Raw genomic sequence first — 20,898 nt, 5'->3', positions numbered from 1 at the left:
GGTCACGCACCTGCCTTGGTGGCCTTGGCAGCGCCGATGGTTCCTTCGGGCAGGCTCTGTTGTTCGGGGATGTCGAGTTGGCCGGTCTCGTGGAATTCGAGCTGGCGGCGGCGGTTGGCGATGATCCCCTCGGGGCGGAAGCGCATGAGGAGGACGAGGGCCAGGCCGAAGGCGAGGAGCGAGTAGTTCTGGAGGAACTGGAGCTTCTCGGGGATGAGGTACAGCAGGCTGGCGCCGAGGAGGGGTCCGCTGACGGTTCCCATGCCGCCGAGGACGACGGCGGCGAGGAGGAAGGCGGAGTTGGGGGGTACGGCGTCGGCGAACTTGTAGGGCTGCGGGTTGACGCTGTAGTTGACGTGCGCCATGACGGTGCCCGCGAGGCCGGCGAGGGAGGCGCCGAGGGCGAAGGCGATGAGTTTGACGCGGAAGCCGTTGATGCCCATCGCGGTGGCGGCGGTCTCGTCCTCGCGGATGGCGATCCAGGCGCGGCCGATGCGGGAGTCCGCGGCGCGGGTGAAGACGAGGACGACGATCGCGGTGACGAACAGCATCAGGAAGAGGTAGTTCGCGAATCGGCCGAGGGTGAAGGAGCCGATGTCGTGCGGGACGCCGAGGTTGAAGCCGAAGATCTCGAGGTCGGGGATCTGGGAGATTCCGTTGGGCCCGTTGGTGATGTTGGGGCCGGAGGAGCCGTCCATGTTGTTGACGGCGATGCGGAAGATCTCACCGAAGCCGAGGGTGACGATGGCGAGGTAGTCGCCGCGCAGTCGCAGGGTCGGTGCGCCGATCAGGACGCCGAAGACGAGGGATGCGGCCATACCGGTCAACGCGGCGGCCCAGAAAGGGAATTGGACGCCGGAGAAGCGGGAGAACTCGGAGCCGGAGACGAGGGCGGCGGCGTAGGCGCCGACGCCGAGGAAGGCGACGTATCCGAGGTCGAGGAGGCCGGTGAGGCCGACGACGATGTTCAGGCCGAGGGCGACGGTGGCGAAGATGAGGATGCTGACGCCGAGGTTGGCGTTGTGGTCGTCGCTCTGGGTGAAGGGGAAGATCGCGGCGGCGAGGAAGGCGAGACCGGCGGCGAATCCCTTGTGGCGTCTGCCGATGTCGGCGTAGCGGTCGAGGAGCCCGGCGTGGGTGGCGGACCAGACGGCGAAGATGATCAGCAGCAGGTAGCCGATGAACGTTTCGCTGTCTTCGTCGTCGATGCCGATGCCGTAGGTGAAGACGATCAGCGCGATGGTGGTGCCGGCGGTGAGCACGAGGCGTTCGGCGAGCGGGCCGAGTCGCGTCGGGCGGGGCTGGTCGGACTTGGTGATGTAGTCCTTGAGCGTGGTGCCGGGCAGGGCGAGTGCGCCGACGACGGGGATCGCGGAGGCGACCATGGCGACGTAGGCGCCGGGGTCGAGGTTGGCGAGTCCGCCGAGGTCGACGGCGATGGCGATGGCGGTGAACCAGCAGACGGTGAAGCCGCTGAGCGTCATCAGGAAGACGGGGGAGGTGGCGCCCGCGGGGTTGAGGAATCGCAGGGGTTTCACGCCCTGGAGGGCGAGTCCGTGGAGGAGCGTGAACAGGCCGGCGACGAGGGCGATGATCTGGAGGCCGGCGGGGTAGCCGTAGACGGTCAGGTCGCCGGGGAATTCGTCGGTCCAGGTCCAGGACATGAAGGTGCTGGCGATGGTGCCGACGGCGCCGATGAGGATGAGGGCGCGGGCGGTGGCGGTGGGGAGCGGGACGAGTCCGCTCTCCTGCGCCGGTGCCTGGGCGGTGGTGGTGTCGGTCATGGTGGTCACGCCCTGTCCGCGACGCGTTCGCCGAGTAGGCCTTGTGGCCTCAGTAGGAGCACGAGGATCAGCAGGACGAAGGCCCAGACGGCGGACCAGCCCTGGCCGCCGAGTTGTTCCATGCCGGGGATGTCGGAGATGTAGGCGGTGGCCATGGCTTCGGCGAGGCCGAGGACGAGGCCGCCGAGCATGGCTCCGTAGATGTTGCCGATGCCGCCGAGGACGGCCGCGGTGAAGGCTTTGAGGCCGGCGAGGAAGCCCATGTTGTATTCGACGGCACCGTATTTGACGCCGTACGCGACGCCGGCGACAGCGGCGAAGAGACCGCCGATGGCGAAGGCGATGACGATGATGCGGTTGGTGTCGATGCCCATGAGCTGGGCGGTGTCCGGGTCCTGAGCGGTGGCCTGCATGGCGCGGCCGGTGCGGGAGAGGCGGACGAAGAAGGCGAGGGCGGCCATGCAGAGGGGGGCCGCGATGATGAGGAAGATGTCGCCGCTCTGGATCCGGATCGAGCCCAGGTGGTAGGGGCCGAAGGGGAGCTGGGGGAAGACGCGGGCGTTCTCGGCCTTGGGGTACAGGTTGAAGACGAGCTGCTGGAGTGCCAGCGAGAGGCCGATGGCGGTGATGAGGGGGGCCAGCCGTGGTGCTCCCCTGAGTGGTCGGTAGGCGAACCGTTCCGCTCCGACGGCGATGAGGACGGCGACGAGCGCGCCGCCGATGAGCATCGCCGGCAGGGCTATCCACATGGATATGCCGTCCGGCAGGACGAGGTAGACGGTGAGGGCGCCGAAGCCGCCCGTCATGAAGATCTCGCCGTGGGCGAAGTTGATGAGCTGGACGATGCCGTACACCATCGTGTAGCCGATGGCGATCAGCCCGTACATCGAGCCGAGGAACAGCCCGTTGGCCAGCTGCTGCGGCAGGGTGTTCACCGCATGGCCTCCATGTGGTGGGGAGCGAGCAGGGTATGTGGGTGGGCCGCGCGGTTGACGGTGGTCTGTGCCGCGCGGCCCGGGGTGGTGCGGGGTGCTTCGGTCAGTTCTTGGGCTCGAAGGTGCCGCTCTTGACGGACTTCCACTCGCCCTTGACGACCTGGTAGACGGTCAGCTGCTTGTTGGTCGTGTCGCCGTACTCGTCGAAGGCGACCTTGCCGGAGAGACCGTCGAAGGAGGTCTTCTGGACGGCGTCGACGACCTGCTGGCGGGCGTCGGAGGGGACCTTGCCGTCCTTCACGACGGTGCCGACGGCCTTGATGATGGCGGTGGCGGCGTCGTAGGCGTAGGCGCCGTAGGTGCCGTAGTCACCGGGGTACTTCTTGGCCTTGTACGTGTCGACGAACGTCTTGGCGGCGGGCAGGGTGTCCACGGGGACGCCGATGGAGGTGACGAGGTCGCCCTCGGCGGCCTTGCCCGCGGTCTTGATGTAGGTCGGGGTGAACATGCCGTCGCCGCCGAAGAGCGGGATGTCGGCGCCGGCTTCCTTGAGCTGCTTGGTGAGGACCTGCGACTCGTCGTACTGGCCGCCGTAGTAGAGCAGGTCGGCGCCGGAGTTCTTGATCTTGGTGACGAGGGTGGAGAAGTCGCGGTCACCGGTGTTGACGTGGTCGGTGGCGACGACCTTGCCGCCCGCGTCCTTGAAGCCGGCGGTGAAGAGCTTGGCGAGGCCCGCGCCGTAGGTCTGCTTGTCGTCGACGACGAAGACCTTCTTCTTCTTGAGCGTGTTGTACGCGTAGTCGGCGGCGAAGCCGCCCTGGAGCGCGTCGGTGGTGGCGGTGCGGAAGTACGTCTTGTAGGCGCGCTTCTTGTCCGTCTGCCAGTTCTTGCCCTGGGTGAGCTCGGGTGCGGTGTTCGAGGGCGAGATCTCCACCAGGTTGGCGGTGGCGAAGACCTGCTGCATCTGGGTGGCCACACCGGAGTTCAGGGGGCCGACGACGCCGAGGACGTCCTTGTCGGCGACCAGCGCGGTGGCGTTCTGCTGGCCGGTGGCGGGCTGCGCCTTGTCGTCCTTGGCCACGAGCTTGAAGGTGACACCGGGGACGGTGTTGTTCTTGTTGGCGTCATCGACAGCGATCTTGGCGCCGTACTGGATGCCGAGGCCGGTGGCGGAGTTGGCGCCGGTCAGGGGGGCGTCGACGCCGATGACCACGGTGGTCTTCTTGTCGCTGCTCGACCCCTCTTTGTCGTCGTCACGCGATCCGCAAGCGGTGAGCGTGAGGGCTCCGGTGGTGAGCACGGTCGTGAGTATGAGCAGAGAACGGTGTCGCACGATCATTCCTCTCCCTGGCGCGGCTCCCGGTCGGGGGCCGTGTGTCTCGCCGGGCCGTACTGGTCTGGTACAGGGGCCGTGCAAGTGACGCGCCCGGCGGCGCGGTAACTGGCCGTGACTATAAGCGCAGGTCGGGGCGTGGGGAGCGGCGCGGGTGAGGATGTGACGCTCTTGTTATGCCGAGGTGTGTCCGCGGGGGTGCAGTGGGGGTGTTTGGGGCGTATGCATACCGAGTCGTGATGTTCGCATTTCGAGAACGCCCTGTTCCGCTAAGGGACTTGAGACGATCTTGAGCGGGGCGGAATGATGTATTCCGTGATGTCCCAAGGGTTGTGCGGGGGGTCGCGCGGGTGTAAAAGGCGGCGCGCGATCCTTCCCTTGCCGTGTTGCGCCCCTGGTAACGGAGTGTTACCGGCGTGTGAGATCGTTCCGCGCGTCGCAGACGGTGTGGATCCACCGCCACAGGTCGCGGGGGTAGCGGCCCTCGAAGATGAAGCTGTGCCTCTGCTGGGCGCGGCGGTTGCGCAGGGTCAGCTCCACGTAGGGCTGGTTGATACCGGCGGGCAGGGTGGCGCAGTCCTGGACGGCGATCCGGACGCTCAGCCGCGCGGGGGAGTCCGGTTGCACGATCCGTGGCAGTGCCGGGGTGACCGTCGCGGCCAACTGAGGTATCCCCGTGCCGAGGTGACGGACGATCACCGGATCCTCGCCGGTGATGCTGACGGTGAAGGCGAAGCGGCCCGCGTGCTTGCCGGGGCCGTCGTAGTGCAGCGTGGTGGTCTGGGAGGGCCAGGACGCGGGGGCCGGGGGCGGCGGGTCGGGGCGTGTCACCAGGAAGGTGGCGGTGGCGGCGACCGCGGCGACGAGAGCCGCGGCGGTGCGGCGCCGGCGGGCGGGGAGCGCGGCCCAGCGGTCGCCGGGGCGGGGCGCGTCGGTGCCGATCGCCTCGCCGGGGTGCGCGGGGCTGTCCGTGCCGGGGTCGTACGGCTCGACGGGCCCGATGCCGGTCATGCTCGACGATAGGCCGGAGCGTTCGGCTCCGCCAACGGCCCAACGGCCCAACGGCCCAACGGCTCAGCGGCTCAGCGGCTCAACCGCTCAACGGCCCAACGGCCCAACGGATCAAGGAAGTTGTGCGGGCCCTCTGGTGGGTGGGGGTGCGGCGCGATGGAATACGCCTGTCCCGCGAGTGAACTCCCTTACCGCGCCCTGGAGGCACGATGGTGAGATCCACCGGCAACAGACGCACCGGCATCGCCGTGGTGTGCGCGATGGCCGCGGTGCTGGCCACGCCGTCCGCCCACGCCGCTCAACCAGCTCCCGAACGGGCGGAGTTGAAGATATCCGGCGGGGAGACGCAACCCGTCTTCTCCCGGGCCGACGCCGTGCTGCAACAGGTCGACGTCCAGACGGAGGTAGACAGCGACGGGGACGGGGAGCGCGACACCGTACGGATGCGGATCCTGCGCCCCAAGGAGACCGACACGGCGGGTCTGAAGGTCGCCACGGTCGTGGAGGCGAGCCCGTACTGGGCGGGTGGCAACGATGTCCCGAACCATGTCGTCGACCTCGACGAGGACGGACTCCCCGCGAACAAGAGCCACCGACTCGACCCGCGGAAGCCCGGGTTGACCGGTCCTGCCGTCGCCTACTCCGGGTACTACGACAACTACTTCCTGCCGCGCGGATACGCCGTCGCGCAGGTCGACAGCCTCGGCACCGGCGGCTCCACCGGCTGCCCGACGTCCGGCGGACGCAACGAGACGCTCGGCGCGAAGGCCGCGATCGACTGGCTGAACGGCCGCGCCAAGGGCTGGGACCTCGACGGCGAGGAGACCCGCGCGAACTGGTCCACCGGCGACGCCGCGATGATGGGCATCTCCTACAACGGCACGCTGCCGACGGCCGTCGCCACCACGGGCGTCGAGGGCCTCAAGGCGATCGTGCCGATCTCCGGGATCTCCTCCTGGTACGACTACTACCGGGCGAACGGCGGGGTCGTCGCCCCCGGCACCTACCAGGGCGAGGACACCGACGTCCTCGCCAAGTACGTGTACTCGCGGGCCGACCGCGAGATCTGCGCGCCGGTCCTCGACGCCCTGGAGCGCGACCAGGACCGGGCGACCGGCGACTGGTCGGCGTACTGGCGGGAGCGGGACTACCTCAAGGACGCCGACCGGATCAAAGCGGCGACGTTCGTCGTGCACGGCCTCAACGACTGGAACGTGAAGACCAAGAACGCGGACCGGTTGTGGGAGGCGCTGAAGAAGAACCATGTGCCGCGCAAGCTGTGGCTGCACCAGGCCGGGCACGCCAACCCGATGCCCCTGCGCATGGAGGAGTGGCTGCGCCAGGTGCACCACTGGTTCGACCACTACCTCTACGGCCTCGACAACGGCATCACGTCCGAGCCCCGGGTCGACGTCGAGCAGGCCGACTTCAGCTGGAAACGGCAGAACGACTGGCCGGCCACCGGCACCCGTGACACGGCGCTGCGGCTGAACGCCGACGGCACCCTGGGACGCGCCGCGGGCCCGGCCACCGTCCGGTCCCTGACCGACGCGGGGCGCACGGTGCCCGCCGAGCAACTCGTCACGTCGCCGGACACGGCGAACCCGAACCGGCTCGCGTACACGACGGGAGCCCTGACGAAGGACCTGCGGCTGAACGGCGTCCCGGAGGTCGACGTGCGGGCCTCGCTCGACGGAACGTCGCCCTACGTGACCGCCCTGCTCGTCGACTACGGCCGCGACACCCGCGCGACGTCCGGCACGGTCACCGACACGTCGCGGCAGGTCTGCTACGGGGAGGGCGTGCCGGGGCTGCCCGGCGAGACGGGCTGCGCGTACCGGACCAGACACGCCACCGAGACGGCGGACTTCAAGATCGTGACGCGGGGCTGGCTGGACGCGCGCAACCGCGTCTCGTACGCGCGCCAGTCCAAGGTCGTCGAGGGCCGCGAGTACCGGCTGAGCTGGGACATGCAGCCCCAGGACTACGTCTTCAAGGCCGGTCACCGGCTCGGCGTGGTCCTGATCTCGACGGACTACGACTACACGCTGCGCCACCCGGCGGGCACGGTGATGACCGTGCGCGCCGGGGTCAGCTCGCTCACGCTGCCGGTGGCGCCTGACCGGCCGTAGGCGGCACCAGCGCGGAGTCCTTGAGGACGCAGGTCAGGCGGGCCGTGCAGACCCGCCTGTCCTGCTCGTCGGTGATGACGACCTCGTACGTCGCCGTGGTGCGGCCGCGGTGCACGGGCGTGGCCACACCGGTGACGAGGCCGGAGCGGGCGCTGCGGTGGTGGGTGCAGTTCAGGTCGACGCCGACGGCGAGCTTGCCGATGCCGCCGTGCAGCATCGAGCCGACCGAGCCGAGGGTCTCGGCGAGGACGGCGGAGGCGCCGCCGTGCAGCAGTCCGTAGGGCTGGGTGTTCCCCTCGACGGGCATCGTGCCGACGACGCGGTCGGCGGAGGCCTCCTTGACCTCGATGCCCATCCGGGTGCCGAGGTGCCCGGCGGAGAACAGGGCGGGCAGGTCGACGCCGAGCGCCGCGTACTCGTCGATGACCTCTTGCGGGAACTTCACGTGGTTCTGCTCGCCCATGGGGCCCGGCTCCGTCCGTCGTGCCATACCTGAGAGTCTGCGTGACTGAGCAAACGCTCAGTCGGTCCTCGATTGTTCCAGGCGTACGACGACGGACTTGCTGGCGGGGGTGTTGCTGGTGTCCGCCGTGGCGTCCAGCGGCACCAGCACATTGGTCTCCGGGTAGTACGCGGCCGCGCAGCCGCGGGCCGTCGGGTAGTGCACGACGCGGAAGCCGGGCGCCCTGCGCTCGGACGAAGACCCTTCGGACTCCCACTCACTCACGAGGTCGACGTAACTGCCCTCGGCGAGGTCGAGCTCCTTGGCGTCGTCGGCGTTCACGAGGACGACCCTGCGGCCGTTCCTGATCCCCCGGTAGCGGTCGTCGAGGCCGTAGATCGTGGTGTTGTACTGGTCGTGCGAGCGCAGCGTCTGGAGCAGCAGACGGCCTTCGGGCAGCCGCGGGTACTCGACGGGCGCGGCTGTGAAGTTGGCCTTGCCGGTGGCCGTCGGGAAGCGGCGCTCGTCGCGCGGGGCGTGCGGCAGCGCGAAACCCGACGGGTTCGCCACGCGCGCGTTGAAGTCCTCGAAGCCGGGGATGACACGGGCGATGCGGTCGCGGATCGTCGCGTAGTCCTTCTCGAACTCCTCCCAGGGGGTGCGGGAGTCCTGGCCGAGGACGCGGCGGGCGAGGCGGGCCACGATCGCGGGCTCGGACAGCAGGTGCGTGCTCGCCGGGTCCAGGCGGCCGCGCGAGGCGTGCACCATGCCCATGGAGTCCTCGACGGTCACGAACTGCTCGCCACTGCCCTGGAGGTCGCGTTCGGTGCGGCCGAGGGTCGGCAGGATGAGCGCGCGGGCGCCGGTGACGACGTGCGAGCGGTTCAGCTTCGTCGACACGTGGACGGTGAGCCGGGCGCGGCGCATGGCCGCCTCGGTGACCTCGGTGTCGGGGGACGCCGACACGAAGTTGCCGCCCATGGCGAAGAAGACCTTCGCCTCGCCGTCGCGCAGGGCACGGATGGCCCGTACGACGTCGAAGCCGTGCTCGCGCGGCGGCGCGAAGCCGAACTCCTTCTCCAGGGCGTGCAGGAAGGCGGGCGCTGGGCGCTCGAAGATGCCCATGGTGCGGTCGCCCTGCACGTTGCTGTGGCCGCGCACGGGGCAGACGCCGGCGCCGGGCCGTCCGATGTTGCCGCGCAGCAGAAGGAAGTTGACCACTTCGCGGATCGTCGGCACGGAGTGCTTGTGCTGGGTGAGGCCCATCGCCCAGCACACGACGGTCCGCTTGGAGGCGAGGACCATCTCCAGGGCGCGCTCGATGTCGGCGCGCGACAGACCGGTCGCCTTCAGGGTCTCGCCCCAGTCGGCGGCGCGGGCGGCCGCGGCGAACTCCTCGTACCCATGGGTGTGTTCGGCGATGAAGGCCTCGTCGGTGGCGCCCTCGGTCTCCAGGACGAGCTTGTTGAGGAGGCGGAACAGCGCCTGGTCGCCGCCGAGCCGGATCTGGAGGAACAGGTCGGTGAGCGAGGCGCCCTTGGTGAGGCCCTTCGGCGTCTGCGGGTTCTTGAACTTCTCCAGCCCCGCCTCCGGGAGCGGATTCACGGAGATGATCCTCGCGCCGCCGGCCTTCGCCTTCTCCAGGGCGGAGAGCATGCGGGGATGGTTCGTGCCCGGGTTCTGCCCGGCCACGATGATCAGGTCGGACTTGTACAGGTCCTCCAGGAGGACGCTGCCCTTGCCGATGCCGATGGTCTCCACGAGCGCCGAACCGGACGACTCGTGGCACATGTTCGAGCAGTCGGGCAGGTTGTTCGTGCCCCACTCGCGGGCGAACAACTGGTACAGGAACGCGGCCTCGTTGCTCGTACGGCCCGACGTGTAGAAGACCGACTCGTCGGGGGAGTCGAGGGCCTCCAGCTCCTCGCCGATGATGTCGAAGGCCCGCTCCCACGCCACCGGCTCGTAGTGCGTGGCGCCCTCGGCCAGGTACATGGGGTGGGTGAGGCGGCCCTGCTGGCCCAGCCAGTAGCCGGAGCGCGTCGCGAGGTCCGCGACCGGGTGGGCCGCGAAGAACTCCGGGGTCACGCGGCGCAGCGTGGCCTCCTCGGCGACCGCCTTCGCGCCGTTCTCGCAGAACTCCGCCGCGTGCCGGTGCTCCGGCTCGGGCCAGGCGCAGCCGGGACAGTCGAAGCCGTCCTTCTGGTTGACGCGCAGCAGCGTCAGCGCGGTCCGCTTCACGCCCATCTGCTCCCGGGCGATCTTCAGGGAGTGCTTGACGGCGGGGAGCCCGGCGGCATGGTGCTGCGGCGCCGCCACCTGCGGTGCGTCCTGAACCGGATCGGATGCCGGCGGCTTGCTGGCCATGTCGTGCTCCCCTTCGAGCGGGTGCTGCGGACGTGCGCGTACGAGCGTGGTGCGCGTGTGGATCGCGCGTGTGAGGTACGTCTCCGATCCTCGCACGTACGGCTGACAGCGCCCCGGGCCGGTCCGGGATGGGCCGCAGTGTCAGTGGGGCGTGGCAGGATCGGGGACGTGGCAGAGAAAGCAGCAAAGACGGCGCAGACGGCAGCAGACAACAGCGCGGGTGGGCGCCCCCGCCTGATGCTCATGGACGGGCACTCGCTGGCGTACCGGGCGTTCTTCGCGCTGCCCGCGGAGAACTTCACGACGGCGACGGGGCAGCCGACGAACGCGATCTATGGTTTCGCGTCCATGCTGGCGAACACCCTGCGCGACGAGTCGCCCACGCACTTCGCGGTGGCGTTCGACGTGTCCCGCAAGACGTGGCGCTCCGAGGAGTTCACCGAGTACAAGGCGAACCGGTCGAAGACGCCGGACGAGTTCAAGGGGCAGGTCGAGCTGATCGGCGAGCTCCTCGACGCGATGCACACCCCGCGCTTCGCGGTCGACGGCTTCGAGGCCGACGACATCATCGCCACGCTCGCCACCCAGGCCGAGGCCGCCGGGTTCGACGTCCTCATCGTCACCGGTGACCGCGACTCCTTCCAGCTGGTCACCGACCACGTGACGGTTCTGTACCCGACCAAGGGCGTCTCCGAGCTGACGCGCTTCACCCCGGAGAAGGTCCAGGAGAAGTACGGGCTGACCCCGGCCCAGTACCCGGACTACGCGGCGCTGCGCGGCGACCCGTCGGACAACCTTCCGGGCATCCCTGGCGTCGGCGAGAAGACCGCCGCGAAGTGGATCAACCAGTTCGGCTCGTTCGCCGAGTTGGTCGAGCGCGCCGACGAGGTCAAGGGCAAGGCGGGGGCGAACCTGCGGGAGCACCTGGACGCCGTCAAGCTGAACCGCCGCCTCACCGAGATGGTGCGCGACGTCGAGCTGCCCAAGACGGTCGCCGACCTGGAGCGCGCGGCGTACGACCGCACGGCGATCGCGATGATCCTGGACACCCTGGAGATCCGTAACCCGTCGCTGCGCGAGCGCCTGTTCGCCGTCGACCCGGGCGCCGCCGAGGCCGAGGAGACCCCGGCCGAGCCGGGTGTCGACGTCGACGGCAAGGTGCTCGCCACCGGCGAGTTGGCGCCGTGGCTGGCCGAGCACGCCCAGGCGGTCCTGGGCCTCGCGAGCGTCGACACCTGGGCGCTCGGCACCGGCTCCGTCACCGAGGTCGCGCTCGCCGCCGCCGGCGGAGAGGCCGCCTGGTTCGACCCGGCGCAGCTCGACCAGGGCGACGAAGAGGCGTTCTCGGCGTGGCTCGCCGACGCCACGAAGCCCAAGGTGCTGCACAACGCCAAGGCCGTCATGCGGGTCTTCGCCGAGCACGGCTGGAGCGTCGAGGGCATCACCATGGACACCGCGCTCGCCGCGTACCTGGTCAAGCCGGGGCGCCGCTCCTTCGCGCTCGACGCGCTGTCCCTGGAGTACCTGGGCCGCGAGCTCGCCCCGGCGGGCGCCGCCGACGGGCAGCTGGCCTTCGGCATCGACGAGGACGACCAGGCCGAGGCCGACGCCCTCATGGTGCAGGCCCGCGCGATCCTCGACCTGGGCGAGGCGTTCGGTGAGCGCCTCAAGGAGGTCGGCGCGGCGGACCTCCTCACGGACATCGAGCTGCCCACGTCCACGCTCCTCGCCCGCCTGGAGCGGCACGGCATCGCCGCCGACCGCGCCCACCTGGAGTCGATGGAGCAGATGTTCGCGGGCGCCGTGCAGCAGGCGGTGAAGGAGGCCCACGCCTCCGTCGGCCACGAGTTCAACCTCGGCTCGCCCAAGCAGCTCCAGGAAGTCTTCTTCGGCGAGCTGGACCTGCCGAAGACGAAGAAGACGAAGACCGGCTACACGACGGACGCGGACGCGCTCGCCTGGCTGGCGACGCAGACCGACCACGAACTGCCCGTGATCATGCTGCGCCACCGTGAGCAGGCCAAGCTCCGCGTCACCGTCGAGGGCCTGATCAAGACGATCGCCGCGGACGGCCGCATCCACACCACGTTCAACCAGACGGTCGCGGCGACCGGCCGGCTGTCGTCGACCGACCCGAACCTCCAGAACATCCCGGTCCGCACCGACGAGGGCCGCGCGATCCGGCGGGGCTTCGTGGTGGGCGAGGGCTTCGACTCCCTGATGACCGCCGACTACAGCCAGATCGAACTGCGCGTCATGGCTCACCTCTCCGAGGACGAGGGCCTCATCGAGGCGTTCACCTCCGGCGAGGACCTGCACACCACGGTCGCCTCGCAGGTGTTCGGCGTGGAGCGGTCCGCGGTCGACGCGGAGATGCGCCGCAAGATCAAGGCGATGTCGTACGGCCTCGCGTACGGTCTCTCCGCGTTCGGTCTCGCCGGGCAGCTGAACATCGACCCGGGCGAGGCCCGCGGCCTGATGGACACGTACTTCGAGCGGTTCGGCGGCGTACGGGACTACCTCCGGCGGGCCGTCGACGAGGCGCGGGCCACCGGATACACGGAGACGATGCTCGGCCGTCGCCGCTACCTGCCCGACCTGAACTCGGACAACCGGCAGCGCCGCGAGATGGCCGAGCGGATGGCGCTGAACGCGCCGATCCAGGGCACGGCCGCGGACATCGTCAAGATCGCGATGCTGAACGTGGACAAGGCGCTCACCGAGGCGGATCTGCGGTCCCGGATGCTGCTCCAGGTCCACGACGAAATCGTCCTGGAGATCGCGCCCGGCGAGGCCGCCGTCGCGGAGGAGCTGGTGCGCCGCGAGATGGCCGGAGCAGTGTCGCTCCGCGCGCCGCTGGACGTGTCGGTGGGCCTGGGCACGGACTGGGAGTCGGCCGCGCACTAGCCCTCCGACGGTGGGGCGGACCCGGAGGCGCGTCCACCGGGTCCGCCCCACCGTCGTATGCGTATGCGTATGCGTATGCGTATGCGGATGCGTATGCGAGGGCGAGTGCGGATACGAGTACGGGTACGAGTACGGGTACGGGTACGGGTACGGACTCGCTAAGGGCCGGTCGCGCGTTCCCCGCGCCCCTGACGCGCGCCTTCGGTGCGGCGTCCCAGGGGCACGCCCGGTCACGGCGAAACCCGCACCGGCGCACCCCACCCCCACGGCGTAGCACCGCACACCCGTTCAGCCGTCACGCCGGGCCCCGCGCACCCCCCGCCCCCACGATGGGCGAATGCCGCACCGACGTCGCCGCAGGCGAACCGCCCTCGCCGTACTGACCGGCACCGCACTGATCGCCGCCGTCCCCGTCGCCGCCACCGCCGCGGACCGGAACCCGATCTGCCGCGCCCCCAAGAGCCCGGCCCTCGCCAAGCGGGTCACCCGCGATCTGCGCACCGCCCTGGCCGGGCGCGGCGGCACCGTCTCCGTCGCCCTGTACGACGACCGCACCCGCCTCAGCTGCACCCTCGCCGGAGGCACCCGCTACGACGCGGCGTCCGTCGTCAAGGTCCTGATGCTGGAGGCCACCCTGCGCCGCGCCGCGGGCTGGGGCCGCCCCCTCACCGCCTGGGAGCGGCGCAACCTCCGCCCCATGATCCGCAGTTCGGACAACGCCGCCGCGAGCCGTATCTGGAGCGACCTCGGCCGCACCTACCTCGCCGGCACGCTGCACCGCGCCGGCACCACCCGCACCGGCCTCGGCCCGTACGGGTACTGGGGCCTGACCAGGACCACGGTCAACGACCAGCTGCGGCTGCTCGGCGCGCTCACCGGCCCCCGTTCGTTCCTGAGCACCGGCGCCCGCGCGTACGGGCTGCGGCTGATGAGCGAGGTCAGGAAGGACCAGCGGTGGGGGGTGAGCGCCGGGATGCCGCGCGGCCTGCGCGCGCACCTGAAGAACGGCTGGCTGCCGCGCGCCACGCACGGCTGGCGCGTCCACAGCATCGGCGCGTTCACCGGCGGCGGCCGCACCTACCGCATCGCCGTCCTCAGCCACGGCAATCCGTCGATGAAGTACGGCGTGCGCACCGTGGAACGCGTCGCGCAGGCCGTCCACAAGGCCCTCAACAAGGGCCGCTCCCTCGCGCGCGGCGCCACCCCGGACAGCGAGATCAGTGAACGGTCCGACGGCTCGGTTCCGCCGGACGCTCCGGAACTCCCCGATCTCCGGGACCGGTTGAACCCTCGGCCGGTGTGGGGCGCCGACGCGCCCTGACCACCACCGCGTACAGGATCAGACCGAGGACCAGGCCCGCACCCGCCCCGAAGCACACCGTCGGGACGATCTCCCACGGCTTCCAGGCGAGCCGGGCCTCGTCCACGTACGAGAGCCAGCGCACCACCCGTACGGCGCCGCAGCCGCACGCGCATCCGCCGATCAGCGCGCAGGCCAGCCACCGCTCGCCCGGGGTCGCGGCCGCGAGACCGGGAGCGGCACCGGCGCCGCGCACCGACCGCCACACGAACCACCCGATGACGGCCAGCGCGATCGCCGAACCCCCGTACTGCGCGTACCAGTAGAGCGGCGAACCTGCGATCTCCTCGCCGAGGACCGGCAGCACCCGCATGCCCCACCGGTCGAGATGCGTGAACGCGTCCCACACCACGTGCGTCAGGGCACCGAGGGCCGCCGAGACGTACCACCACAGCGGCCACCAGCGGCCCCGCGCGCGTCCCCGGGCCACCGCCCACACCCGTCCCCGCACCCGCCCCGGGACCAGCGCCAGCACCGGTTCGCGGACCAGCCGCCACAGTGCCACCAGGGCGAGCGCGATCAGGACGTCCGCGGTGAAGACCCCGGGGAACGAGTGCGTGAACGCGCCGAACTCCATCGCCCCGGGGACCGCGCTCGCCGCGAAGTACGTGACGTCCGGCGCGAACGACCCGGCGACGAGCAGCGCGGGCACGAACGGCCCCCGCCCCGAGCCGTCGCGGCGCACGAGCGGCAGCACCGCCGCGGCGTGGCTGATCGTGAACGGCACGAGGCCCCCTCGGGGTGTAGGCGGGACGTATTCGGACAAGCGTCGAAGGATACGGCACCGCGTACTTGGCCAACCGGCAAATAACGGTCACGAACAGGTGTCTGCGCGGCGGAAGTTGTCGTAGTGTCGGGCGGGTCCGTGCGCTGGGGAGCGTGCGGGTCCGGATCGCTCCGTGACCCGGGGCGCCCGGATACAGGGCTGGATCAGGCGACAGGGGAGGACTCGCGGCATGGCTGCGGTTTTCGGCAGGCGGTTGCGTAGGGGTGCGATGACGGCAGCGGTCGCCGCGGTCGCGGTGGCGGCGCTCTCCGCGTCCCAGGCACCGGGCGTGACCCCACCGGCGCAGGCGGACAGCGGGCACTCGGCCTCGGACCGTGCCGACGACGTCCCCGACGCGGCGTCCGGCCCGGACTACTACAAGGACCTGCCGGACCTCAACAGCCCCACCGACTCCCCGTCGGCCTCACCCGGCGGCGGCAGCGGCAGTGGTACCGCGACCGACGAGGACTCCGAGATACCGGCGACCGTCCTCGACGCGTACAAGAAGGCCGAGGCCGAACTCGCGACGTCCAAGCCCGGCTGCAACCTGCCGTGGGAGCTGCTCGCGGCGATCGGCAGGGTCGAGTCGGGCCATGCCGACGGCGGCAACGTCTTCGCGAACGGCGACACGAAGGACCCCATCAAGGGCCCGCCCCTCGACGGCAACGGCTTCGCGAAGATCACCGACACCGACGGTGGCTCGTACGACGGCGACACGGTCCACGACCGGGCCGTCGGCCCCATGCAGTTCATCCCCTCCACCTGGGAGTGGGCCGGCCGCGACGGCAACGACGACGGCAAGAAGGACCCCAACAACGTCTACGACGCCGCCCTCGCCGCCGGCCACTACCTGTGCCGCAACGGCTGGGATCTGTCGAACGCGACGGACCTGAACAAGGCGATCCTCAGCTACAACAACTCCTCGGACTACCTCGGCAAGGTCCTGTCGTGGCTGGAGTTCTACCGCAAGGGCACGCACGAGGTCCCCGACGGCACCGGCCCGCTGCCGAAGTACCCCACCGGCAATGGCGGCGGTACCGGCTCGGGCTCGGGATCCGGCAGCGGCACCGGCGGCAACACGGGAAGCCCGTCCCCGACGCCGCCGAGGGCCCCGAGCACGCCCGGCGGCGGAGGCGGCAGCGGCAGTGGTGGAGGCGGCGGTTCCACGAGCCCCTCGCCGGCCGATCCGACGACACCGCCCGCCACCCCCACGCCCACCGAGTCCGTCCGCAAGCTCGCCGACGCGGGCACCGGCACGCTCAGCGCGATGGCCGGGGACACCTTCGGCGAGCGGGTCGCGGTGCGCGCGAAGAACGCGGCGGGCACCGGCGTCGCCGACGTCCGGATCCGCTTCACGATCGTCGGCACCACGGACGCGACGTTCTCCGGCGGCGCGACCAGCGCCGTCGTCACCACCACCGGCGCGGGCACCGCCACGGCACCGGTCCTGCGCGCGGGGAGAACACCGGGCGGTTCACGGTCCGCGCCACCGTCGTCGGCCGCACCCTGAGCGGCCTCGACTACGCGGCGACCGTCACCGCCCGCGCGGCCGACGCGCTGGCCCGTACCGGCGACACGGCGCTCACCTGCGTCGCCGGCGGCACGTTCGCCGACGCCGTCGAGGTGAAGGCGACGTACAAGGGAGCGGTCGCCGACGGCGTCGCCGCGACCGCCACGCTGATCACGTCCGCCGACGACCCGACCGCGGCCACCAAGGGCCCGTACTTCAAGAACGCGGACGGCACGACGGTCCGCACCCTCACGGGCCTGAAGACGGACGCCGACGGCAAGCTCACGCTGCCGAAGCTGTACGCGGACGACACCGCCGGCACGTTCCTGCTCCGCGTCACCACCACCGGCGGCGCGACGCTGACGATCGAGCTGAAGGTGACCGCCGCGCCGACCGGCGGGGCGAGCGAGACCCCCACGGCGTCCGCGAGCCCGTCCGCGTAACCCACCGCGCGCACGGCGCACATGAGCCCCCGGCCGTCCTACGGCCGGGGGCTCTTTTCGGTCCTGCGCGACGTGTTCTCATTCTTCACCGCCGTTGCTACGGTGCACCGACCCAAAGGCTGACGCACCATCAGATCCGCGGAGGTCGGACATGCGTGCCCTCATAGCCGCGGCGATCGGGCTCGCCGCGGCCTTCGCCCTCGTCCTCACCCTCACGGCAGTGGGCTCACCCGCGGGCGAGACGTCCCCGAAACCACTGCTCACCACCGTCCCCGCGCATCCATGACCGGGCCGTCGCCCAGGAGCGCGCCGTTGTCCACGAGTCGCCGAGGAGGGCCGCCGAGATGCGCCGCAAGGCCAGCCTGATCCTGCTCGCCCTCGCCGTGTTCTGCACGGCGCTGTCCCCACTGATGCGCTGGTACGTGTTCCCGCGCCTGGCCAAGATCCCGGCCGACCAGTACCAGACCGCCGTCCTGGAGGCGAAGAACCCCACCCTCCTCGACTACGGCTCCCTCCAGGCCAAGAAGGTCTCCAAGGTCACCGTCGTCCAGACCCTCAAGGGCAACGTCGAGGAGTCGGACAAGATCGAGAAGAGCGCGGGGCGCGATGTCGTCGTCTGGGACGCGCTGTCGTACATCGTCGGGCCCGACGGCGAGATGGTCTCCAAGGTCCCCGAGCGCTACATCTTCGACGCGCACAGCCAGGAACCCGTCCACGCCACCGGCGAGATGGTCGATGGCGACCAGGTCAAGCGCGAGGGCATCGAGTTCAAGTGGCCCTTCCTGACGGAGAAGCGCGACTACGAGTACTACGACGCGCAGGCCCGCGTCACCCGCCCCATCCACTACAAGGGCACCACCACGTTCCGCGGCGTGAAGGTCTACTACTTTGAGCAGACCATCCCCTGGACGAAGGTGCCGCTGCCGAAGTCGATGCCGGTCAAGGGCATCACACCGGAGTCCGTCGCCAAGACGGGCACCACCCGCTGGTACACGACCGTCCGCAAGTTCTGGGTCGAGCCGACCACCGGGGCGCCCGTGTACGGCGAGGAGATCCAGAACAACGAGCTGCGCGGCGGCACCCTCCTCGGCGGCCGCGACAAGGTCACCGTCTTCAAGGGCCACGTGAAGATGCGCGAGGACTACATCAGGTCGACCGTCGACCTGGTCAACTCCAACCGCGTCCTGGTCCTCCTGCTCACCTCGTACCTCCCGTGGGGCTTCCTGACCCTCGGCGTCCTGCTGCTCGCGCTCGCCCTGTGGCTGGAGGCGCGCGGCCGCAGGCCCGGCGGACCGGAACCGGAACCCGCCAGGGAACCGGAACCGGTCATCGCCTGAGGCGGGCGTTCGTGTGCCGGGTGGGCTCGGCCGTCGCCGGGTCCTCGGGCCACGGATGCCTCGGGTAGCGGCCCCGCAGATCGGCCCGCACCGACCGGTACCCGTCGCGCCAGAACGAGGCGAGATCGGCGGTCACGGCGGCGGGCCGCCCGGCGGGCGACAGCAGATGCACCAGAACGGGGACCCCCGCCACCCGCGGCGTCTCCTGCAACCCGAACATCTCCTGCAACTTCACGGCCAGCACGGGCTGTTCGGGATCGGCGTAGTCGACCCGCACCCGTGACCCGCTCGGCACCTCGATCCGCTCCGGCGCCAGCGCGTCGAACCGCGCGGCGTCGCCGCTGGCCCACGGCAGCAGCCGCTTCAGCGCCTGCCCGGCGTCGATCCGCCCGAGGTCGGCCCGGCGCCGCGCCGCGCTCAACTCCGGCTCCAGCCACTCGCCGGCGCGCGCCAGCAGCCCCTCGTCGCTCACGTCGGGCCACGGCTCCCCGGCCTGCCGCCGCACGAACGCGAGCCGCCGCCGCAGCGCCTCCGCGTCCCGGTCCCACCGCAGAAGACCCAGCCCCTCCCGCCGCAGCCCGTCCAGCAGAGCGTCCCGTACGAGACCGGGCGCGGGGTTCCTCAACGGGCGCACGGCGAGTTCGACGGCGCCCAGCCGGGTCACGTGCCGCGCGATCAACTCCCCCTCGCTCCACGCCACTTCGTCACCCTCGGCGGAGAACGACGCGGCGGCCCAGCGCGCCGTCTCCTCGTCCACGACCGCCCCGAGCCGCAACCGCGCGTGCCCCGCGCCCACCGGCCGGTCGGCGACAGCGGCGGCCACCCACGCGGCGTCCCGCAGCGCCGACCCGTCCGACACCTCCGCCCGCGTCCCCGACACCATCAGATACGAGCCCTTGTCCTTGCGGGCGACCCGCTCGGGGAACGCGAGGGCGGCGACCACCCCGGCGACGTGATCGTCCCCGCCGCCGCGCGCCGCTTTGCCCGCCCCGGGACGAGCCCCGTCAGCCGTCGCACCTCCTGGCGCCACCGCGCACCGTAGGCGTCCCCGCCGCGCCGGGCCGCCCGCAGCGCCCCGCCCAGATCGTCCCCGTAGTCGCGCGGCGGCTCCTCGCTCAGCAGCGCGACCACCTCGGCCGCCGCCCGCGCGCCCACCACCGGCGCCGCGTCGACCAGTGCGCGCCCCAGGCGCGGGTGCAGCCCGAGCCGGGCCAGCCGTACCCCGCGCTCCGTCACCCGGCCCGCACCCGGCTCCACCGCCCCGACCGCCGTCAGTACCGATCGGGCCGCCGCCATCGCCCCGCCCGGCGGCGCGTCGAGCAGCGCGAGCCCCGACGCCTCCGGGTCGCCCCAGCACGCCGCCTGCAACGCGAACGCCGTCAGGTCCGCCACCTTGATCTCCGGGGACGGGAACCGCGCGAGCCGCCCGTCCTCCGCCTCGTCCCAGCACCGGTACACCGCGCCCGGCGCCTCCCGCCCGGCCCGCCCCGCCCGCTGCGTCCCCGCCGCGCGCGAAGCCCGTACGGTCGTCAGCGCGCTCAGCCCCGGGCGTGATCCACCCGGGGCTCGCGCGCGAGGCCCGCGTCCACGACGATCCGTACGCCCGGCACCGTCAGTGACGACTCCGCGACGGCCGTGGCCAGGACGACCCGCCGCCGGGACCCCGGCGCGAGCACCGCGTCCTGCACGGCGGCCGGTGCCCGGCCGTGCACCTGGAGCACGTCGACGTCGCCCAGGCCCCCAGCTGCCCCGCGACCCGGGCGATCTCACCGACACCCGGCAGGAAGCACAGCACGTCCCCGTCCCGCTCGCCCAGGGCGCGGCGCACCACGGCCGCCACATGCGTCAGGAGCGCCGGATCCACCCGCATCCCGTGCGGCGGCCGCACCGGGCGCGCGGGCGGCGCCCACACCACCTCCACCGGATGGGCGGTGCCCCGCGCCTCGACGACCGGCACGTCCCCGAGCAGCCGCGCCCACCCCTCGGCGTCCGTCGTCGCGGACGCCGCGACCAGCTCCAGATCCGGGCGCAGCGCCTCCCGCACGTCGCACAGGAAGGCCGCGACGGTGTCCGCGTCCAGATGCCGCTCGTGGACCTCGTCGAGAAGGACGGCGTCGACGCCGCTCAGCTCCTGGTCCCGCTGGAGGCGCTGGAGCAGCACGCCGGTCGTGACGACCTCGACGCGTGTGCCGGGGCCCACGACCCGCTCGCCGCGCACCGTGTAGCCGACGCGCCCGCCGACCTCCTCGCCGAGCAGCCACGCCATCCGCCGGGCCGCCGCGCGCGCGGCGATCCGCCGCGGCTCGGCGACCACGACCCGCCGCGCCGGGCCGTCCGGCGTCAGGAGTCCGGTTAGCGCGAGGGGCACCAGCGTCGTCTTGCCGGTGCCCGGCGGTGCCACGAGCACCGCGACGCCGCCCGTGTCGAGCGCGGAACGCAGCGCGGGCAGCGCGGAGCGGACGGGCAACTGGTCGAGGAGGTCGCTGCGGATCACGCCCCCAGTCTCCTTGACGCGCGGGTGGGCCCCCGGGCGGTCCCGGCCCGGCCGTCGTCACCTCTTATAGGGGGAGC

12 protein-coding genes and 2 pseudogenes are annotated in these 20,898 nt (G+C 71.4%); 6 read left to right on the top strand and 8 right to left on the bottom strand.

What is annotated here, in order from left to right; translation table 11 throughout:
* Positions 1-2 precede the first annotated feature (2 nt).
* The 4 genes from V2W30_RS10175 to V2W30_RS10160 form a co-directional block, all read right to left on the bottom strand.
* The gene (locus tag V2W30_RS10175; protein WP_338703551.1) at positions 3-1,784 is read right to left on the bottom strand and encodes a branched-chain amino acid ABC transporter permease; all 1,782 of its coding nucleotides are present in this window, start codon (positions 1,782-1,784) and stop codon (positions 3-5) included.
* A gap of 5 nt (positions 1,785-1,789) precedes the next feature.
* Positions 1,790-2,719, bottom strand: coding sequence for a branched-chain amino acid ABC transporter permease (locus V2W30_RS10170; RefSeq protein ID WP_338695482.1), 930 nt, complete (start codon positions 2,717-2,719; stop codon positions 1,790-1,792).
* Positions 2,720-2,822: 103 nt separating this feature from the next.
* Positions 2,823-4,058 (bottom strand): branched-chain amino acid ABC transporter substrate-binding protein, encoded by a 1,236-nt coding sequence (locus V2W30_RS10165; protein ID WP_338695481.1) that lies wholly within the window; start codon positions 4,056-4,058, stop codon positions 2,823-2,825.
* A gap of 402 nt (positions 4,059-4,460) precedes the next feature.
* Positions 4,461-5,063 carry a hypothetical protein gene (locus V2W30_RS10160; RefSeq protein ID WP_338695480.1) on the bottom strand — a complete coding sequence of 201 codons (603 nt, stop codon included), beginning with the start codon at positions 5,061-5,063 and terminating at the stop codon, positions 4,461-4,463.
* A gap of 209 nt (positions 5,064-5,272) precedes the next feature.
* On the opposite strand from V2W30_RS10160, the gene V2W30_RS10155 reads away from it, so the two are divergent.
* Entirely contained in the window at positions 5,273-7,195 is a 1,923-nt protein-coding gene (locus tag V2W30_RS10155) for a Xaa-Pro dipeptidyl-peptidase (RefSeq protein ID WP_338695479.1), read from the top strand.
* Here the strand turns inward: V2W30_RS10155 and V2W30_RS10150 are convergent.
* Positions 7,164-7,658: a hotdog fold thioesterase gene (locus V2W30_RS10150; protein WP_338703550.1), complete on the bottom strand. Its 495-nt coding sequence runs from the start codon at positions 7,656-7,658 to the stop codon at positions 7,164-7,166. The genes V2W30_RS10155 and V2W30_RS10150 overlap by 32 nt on opposite strands.
* 57 nt (positions 7,659-7,715) lie before the next feature.
* Positions 7,716-10,004: an FdhF/YdeP family oxidoreductase gene (locus V2W30_RS10145; RefSeq protein WP_338695478.1), complete on the bottom strand. Its 2,289-nt coding sequence runs from the start codon at positions 10,002-10,004 to the stop codon at positions 7,716-7,718.
* Positions 10,005-10,241: 237 nt separating this feature from the next.
* Here V2W30_RS10145 and polA point away from each other — a divergent pair, with 237 nt between their 5' ends.
* Positions 10,242-12,911, top strand: a complete 2,670-nt coding sequence (polA, locus tag V2W30_RS10140; RefSeq protein ID WP_338703549.1) for a DNA polymerase I — start codon at positions 10,242-10,244, stop codon at positions 12,909-12,911.
* Positions 12,912-13,248: 337 nt separating this feature from the next.
* The gene (locus V2W30_RS10135) at positions 13,249-14,232 is read left to right on the top strand and encodes a serine hydrolase (protein WP_338695477.1); all 984 of its coding nucleotides are present in this window, start codon (positions 13,249-13,251) and stop codon (positions 14,230-14,232) included.
* Here V2W30_RS10135 and V2W30_RS10130 read toward each other — a convergent pair.
* A complete protein-coding gene (locus tag V2W30_RS10130; RefSeq protein WP_338695475.1) occupies positions 14,129-14,998 on the bottom strand; it encodes a DUF4184 family protein in 870 nt (289 codons plus the stop codon). The two genes, V2W30_RS10135 and V2W30_RS10130, sit on opposite strands and share 104 nt — an antisense overlap.
* Positions 14,999-15,227: 229 nt before the next feature.
* Between V2W30_RS10130 and V2W30_RS10125 the strand changes: the two are divergent.
* The 3 genes and pseudogenes from V2W30_RS10125 (at position 15,228) to V2W30_RS10115 (ending at position 18,327) form a co-directional block, all read left to right on the top strand.
* A pseudogene (locus tag V2W30_RS10125) lies at positions 15,228-16,990 on the top strand (lytic transglycosylase domain-containing protein).
* 151 nt (positions 16,991-17,141) lie between these two features.
* On the top strand, positions 17,142-17,276 hold the full coding sequence (locus tag V2W30_RS10120; protein WP_338695473.1) for an SPW_0924 family protein: 135 nt from the start codon (positions 17,142-17,144) through the stop codon (positions 17,274-17,276).
* 58 nt (positions 17,277-17,334) lie between these two features.
* On the top strand, positions 17,335-18,327 hold the full coding sequence (locus V2W30_RS10115; RefSeq protein WP_338695471.1) for a DUF3068 domain-containing protein: 993 nt from the start codon (positions 17,335-17,337) through the stop codon (positions 18,325-18,327).
* Here the strand turns inward: V2W30_RS10115 and hrpB are convergent.
* Positions 18,317-20,821 (bottom strand): annotated as a pseudogene (gene hrpB, locus V2W30_RS10110) (ATP-dependent helicase HrpB). The gene V2W30_RS10115 and the pseudogene hrpB overlap by 11 nt on opposite strands.
* Positions 20,822-20,898: the final 77 nt, after the last annotated feature.

The sequence above is a fragment of the Streptomyces sp. Q6 genome, assembly GCF_036967205.1.
Taxonomy (GTDB): Bacteria; Actinomycetota; Actinomycetes; order Streptomycetales; family Streptomycetaceae; genus Streptomyces; species Streptomyces citrinus.
The sequence above is the reverse complement of the archived record's forward strand: the minus strand, read 5'-3'. Positions and strand labels throughout refer to the sequence as shown.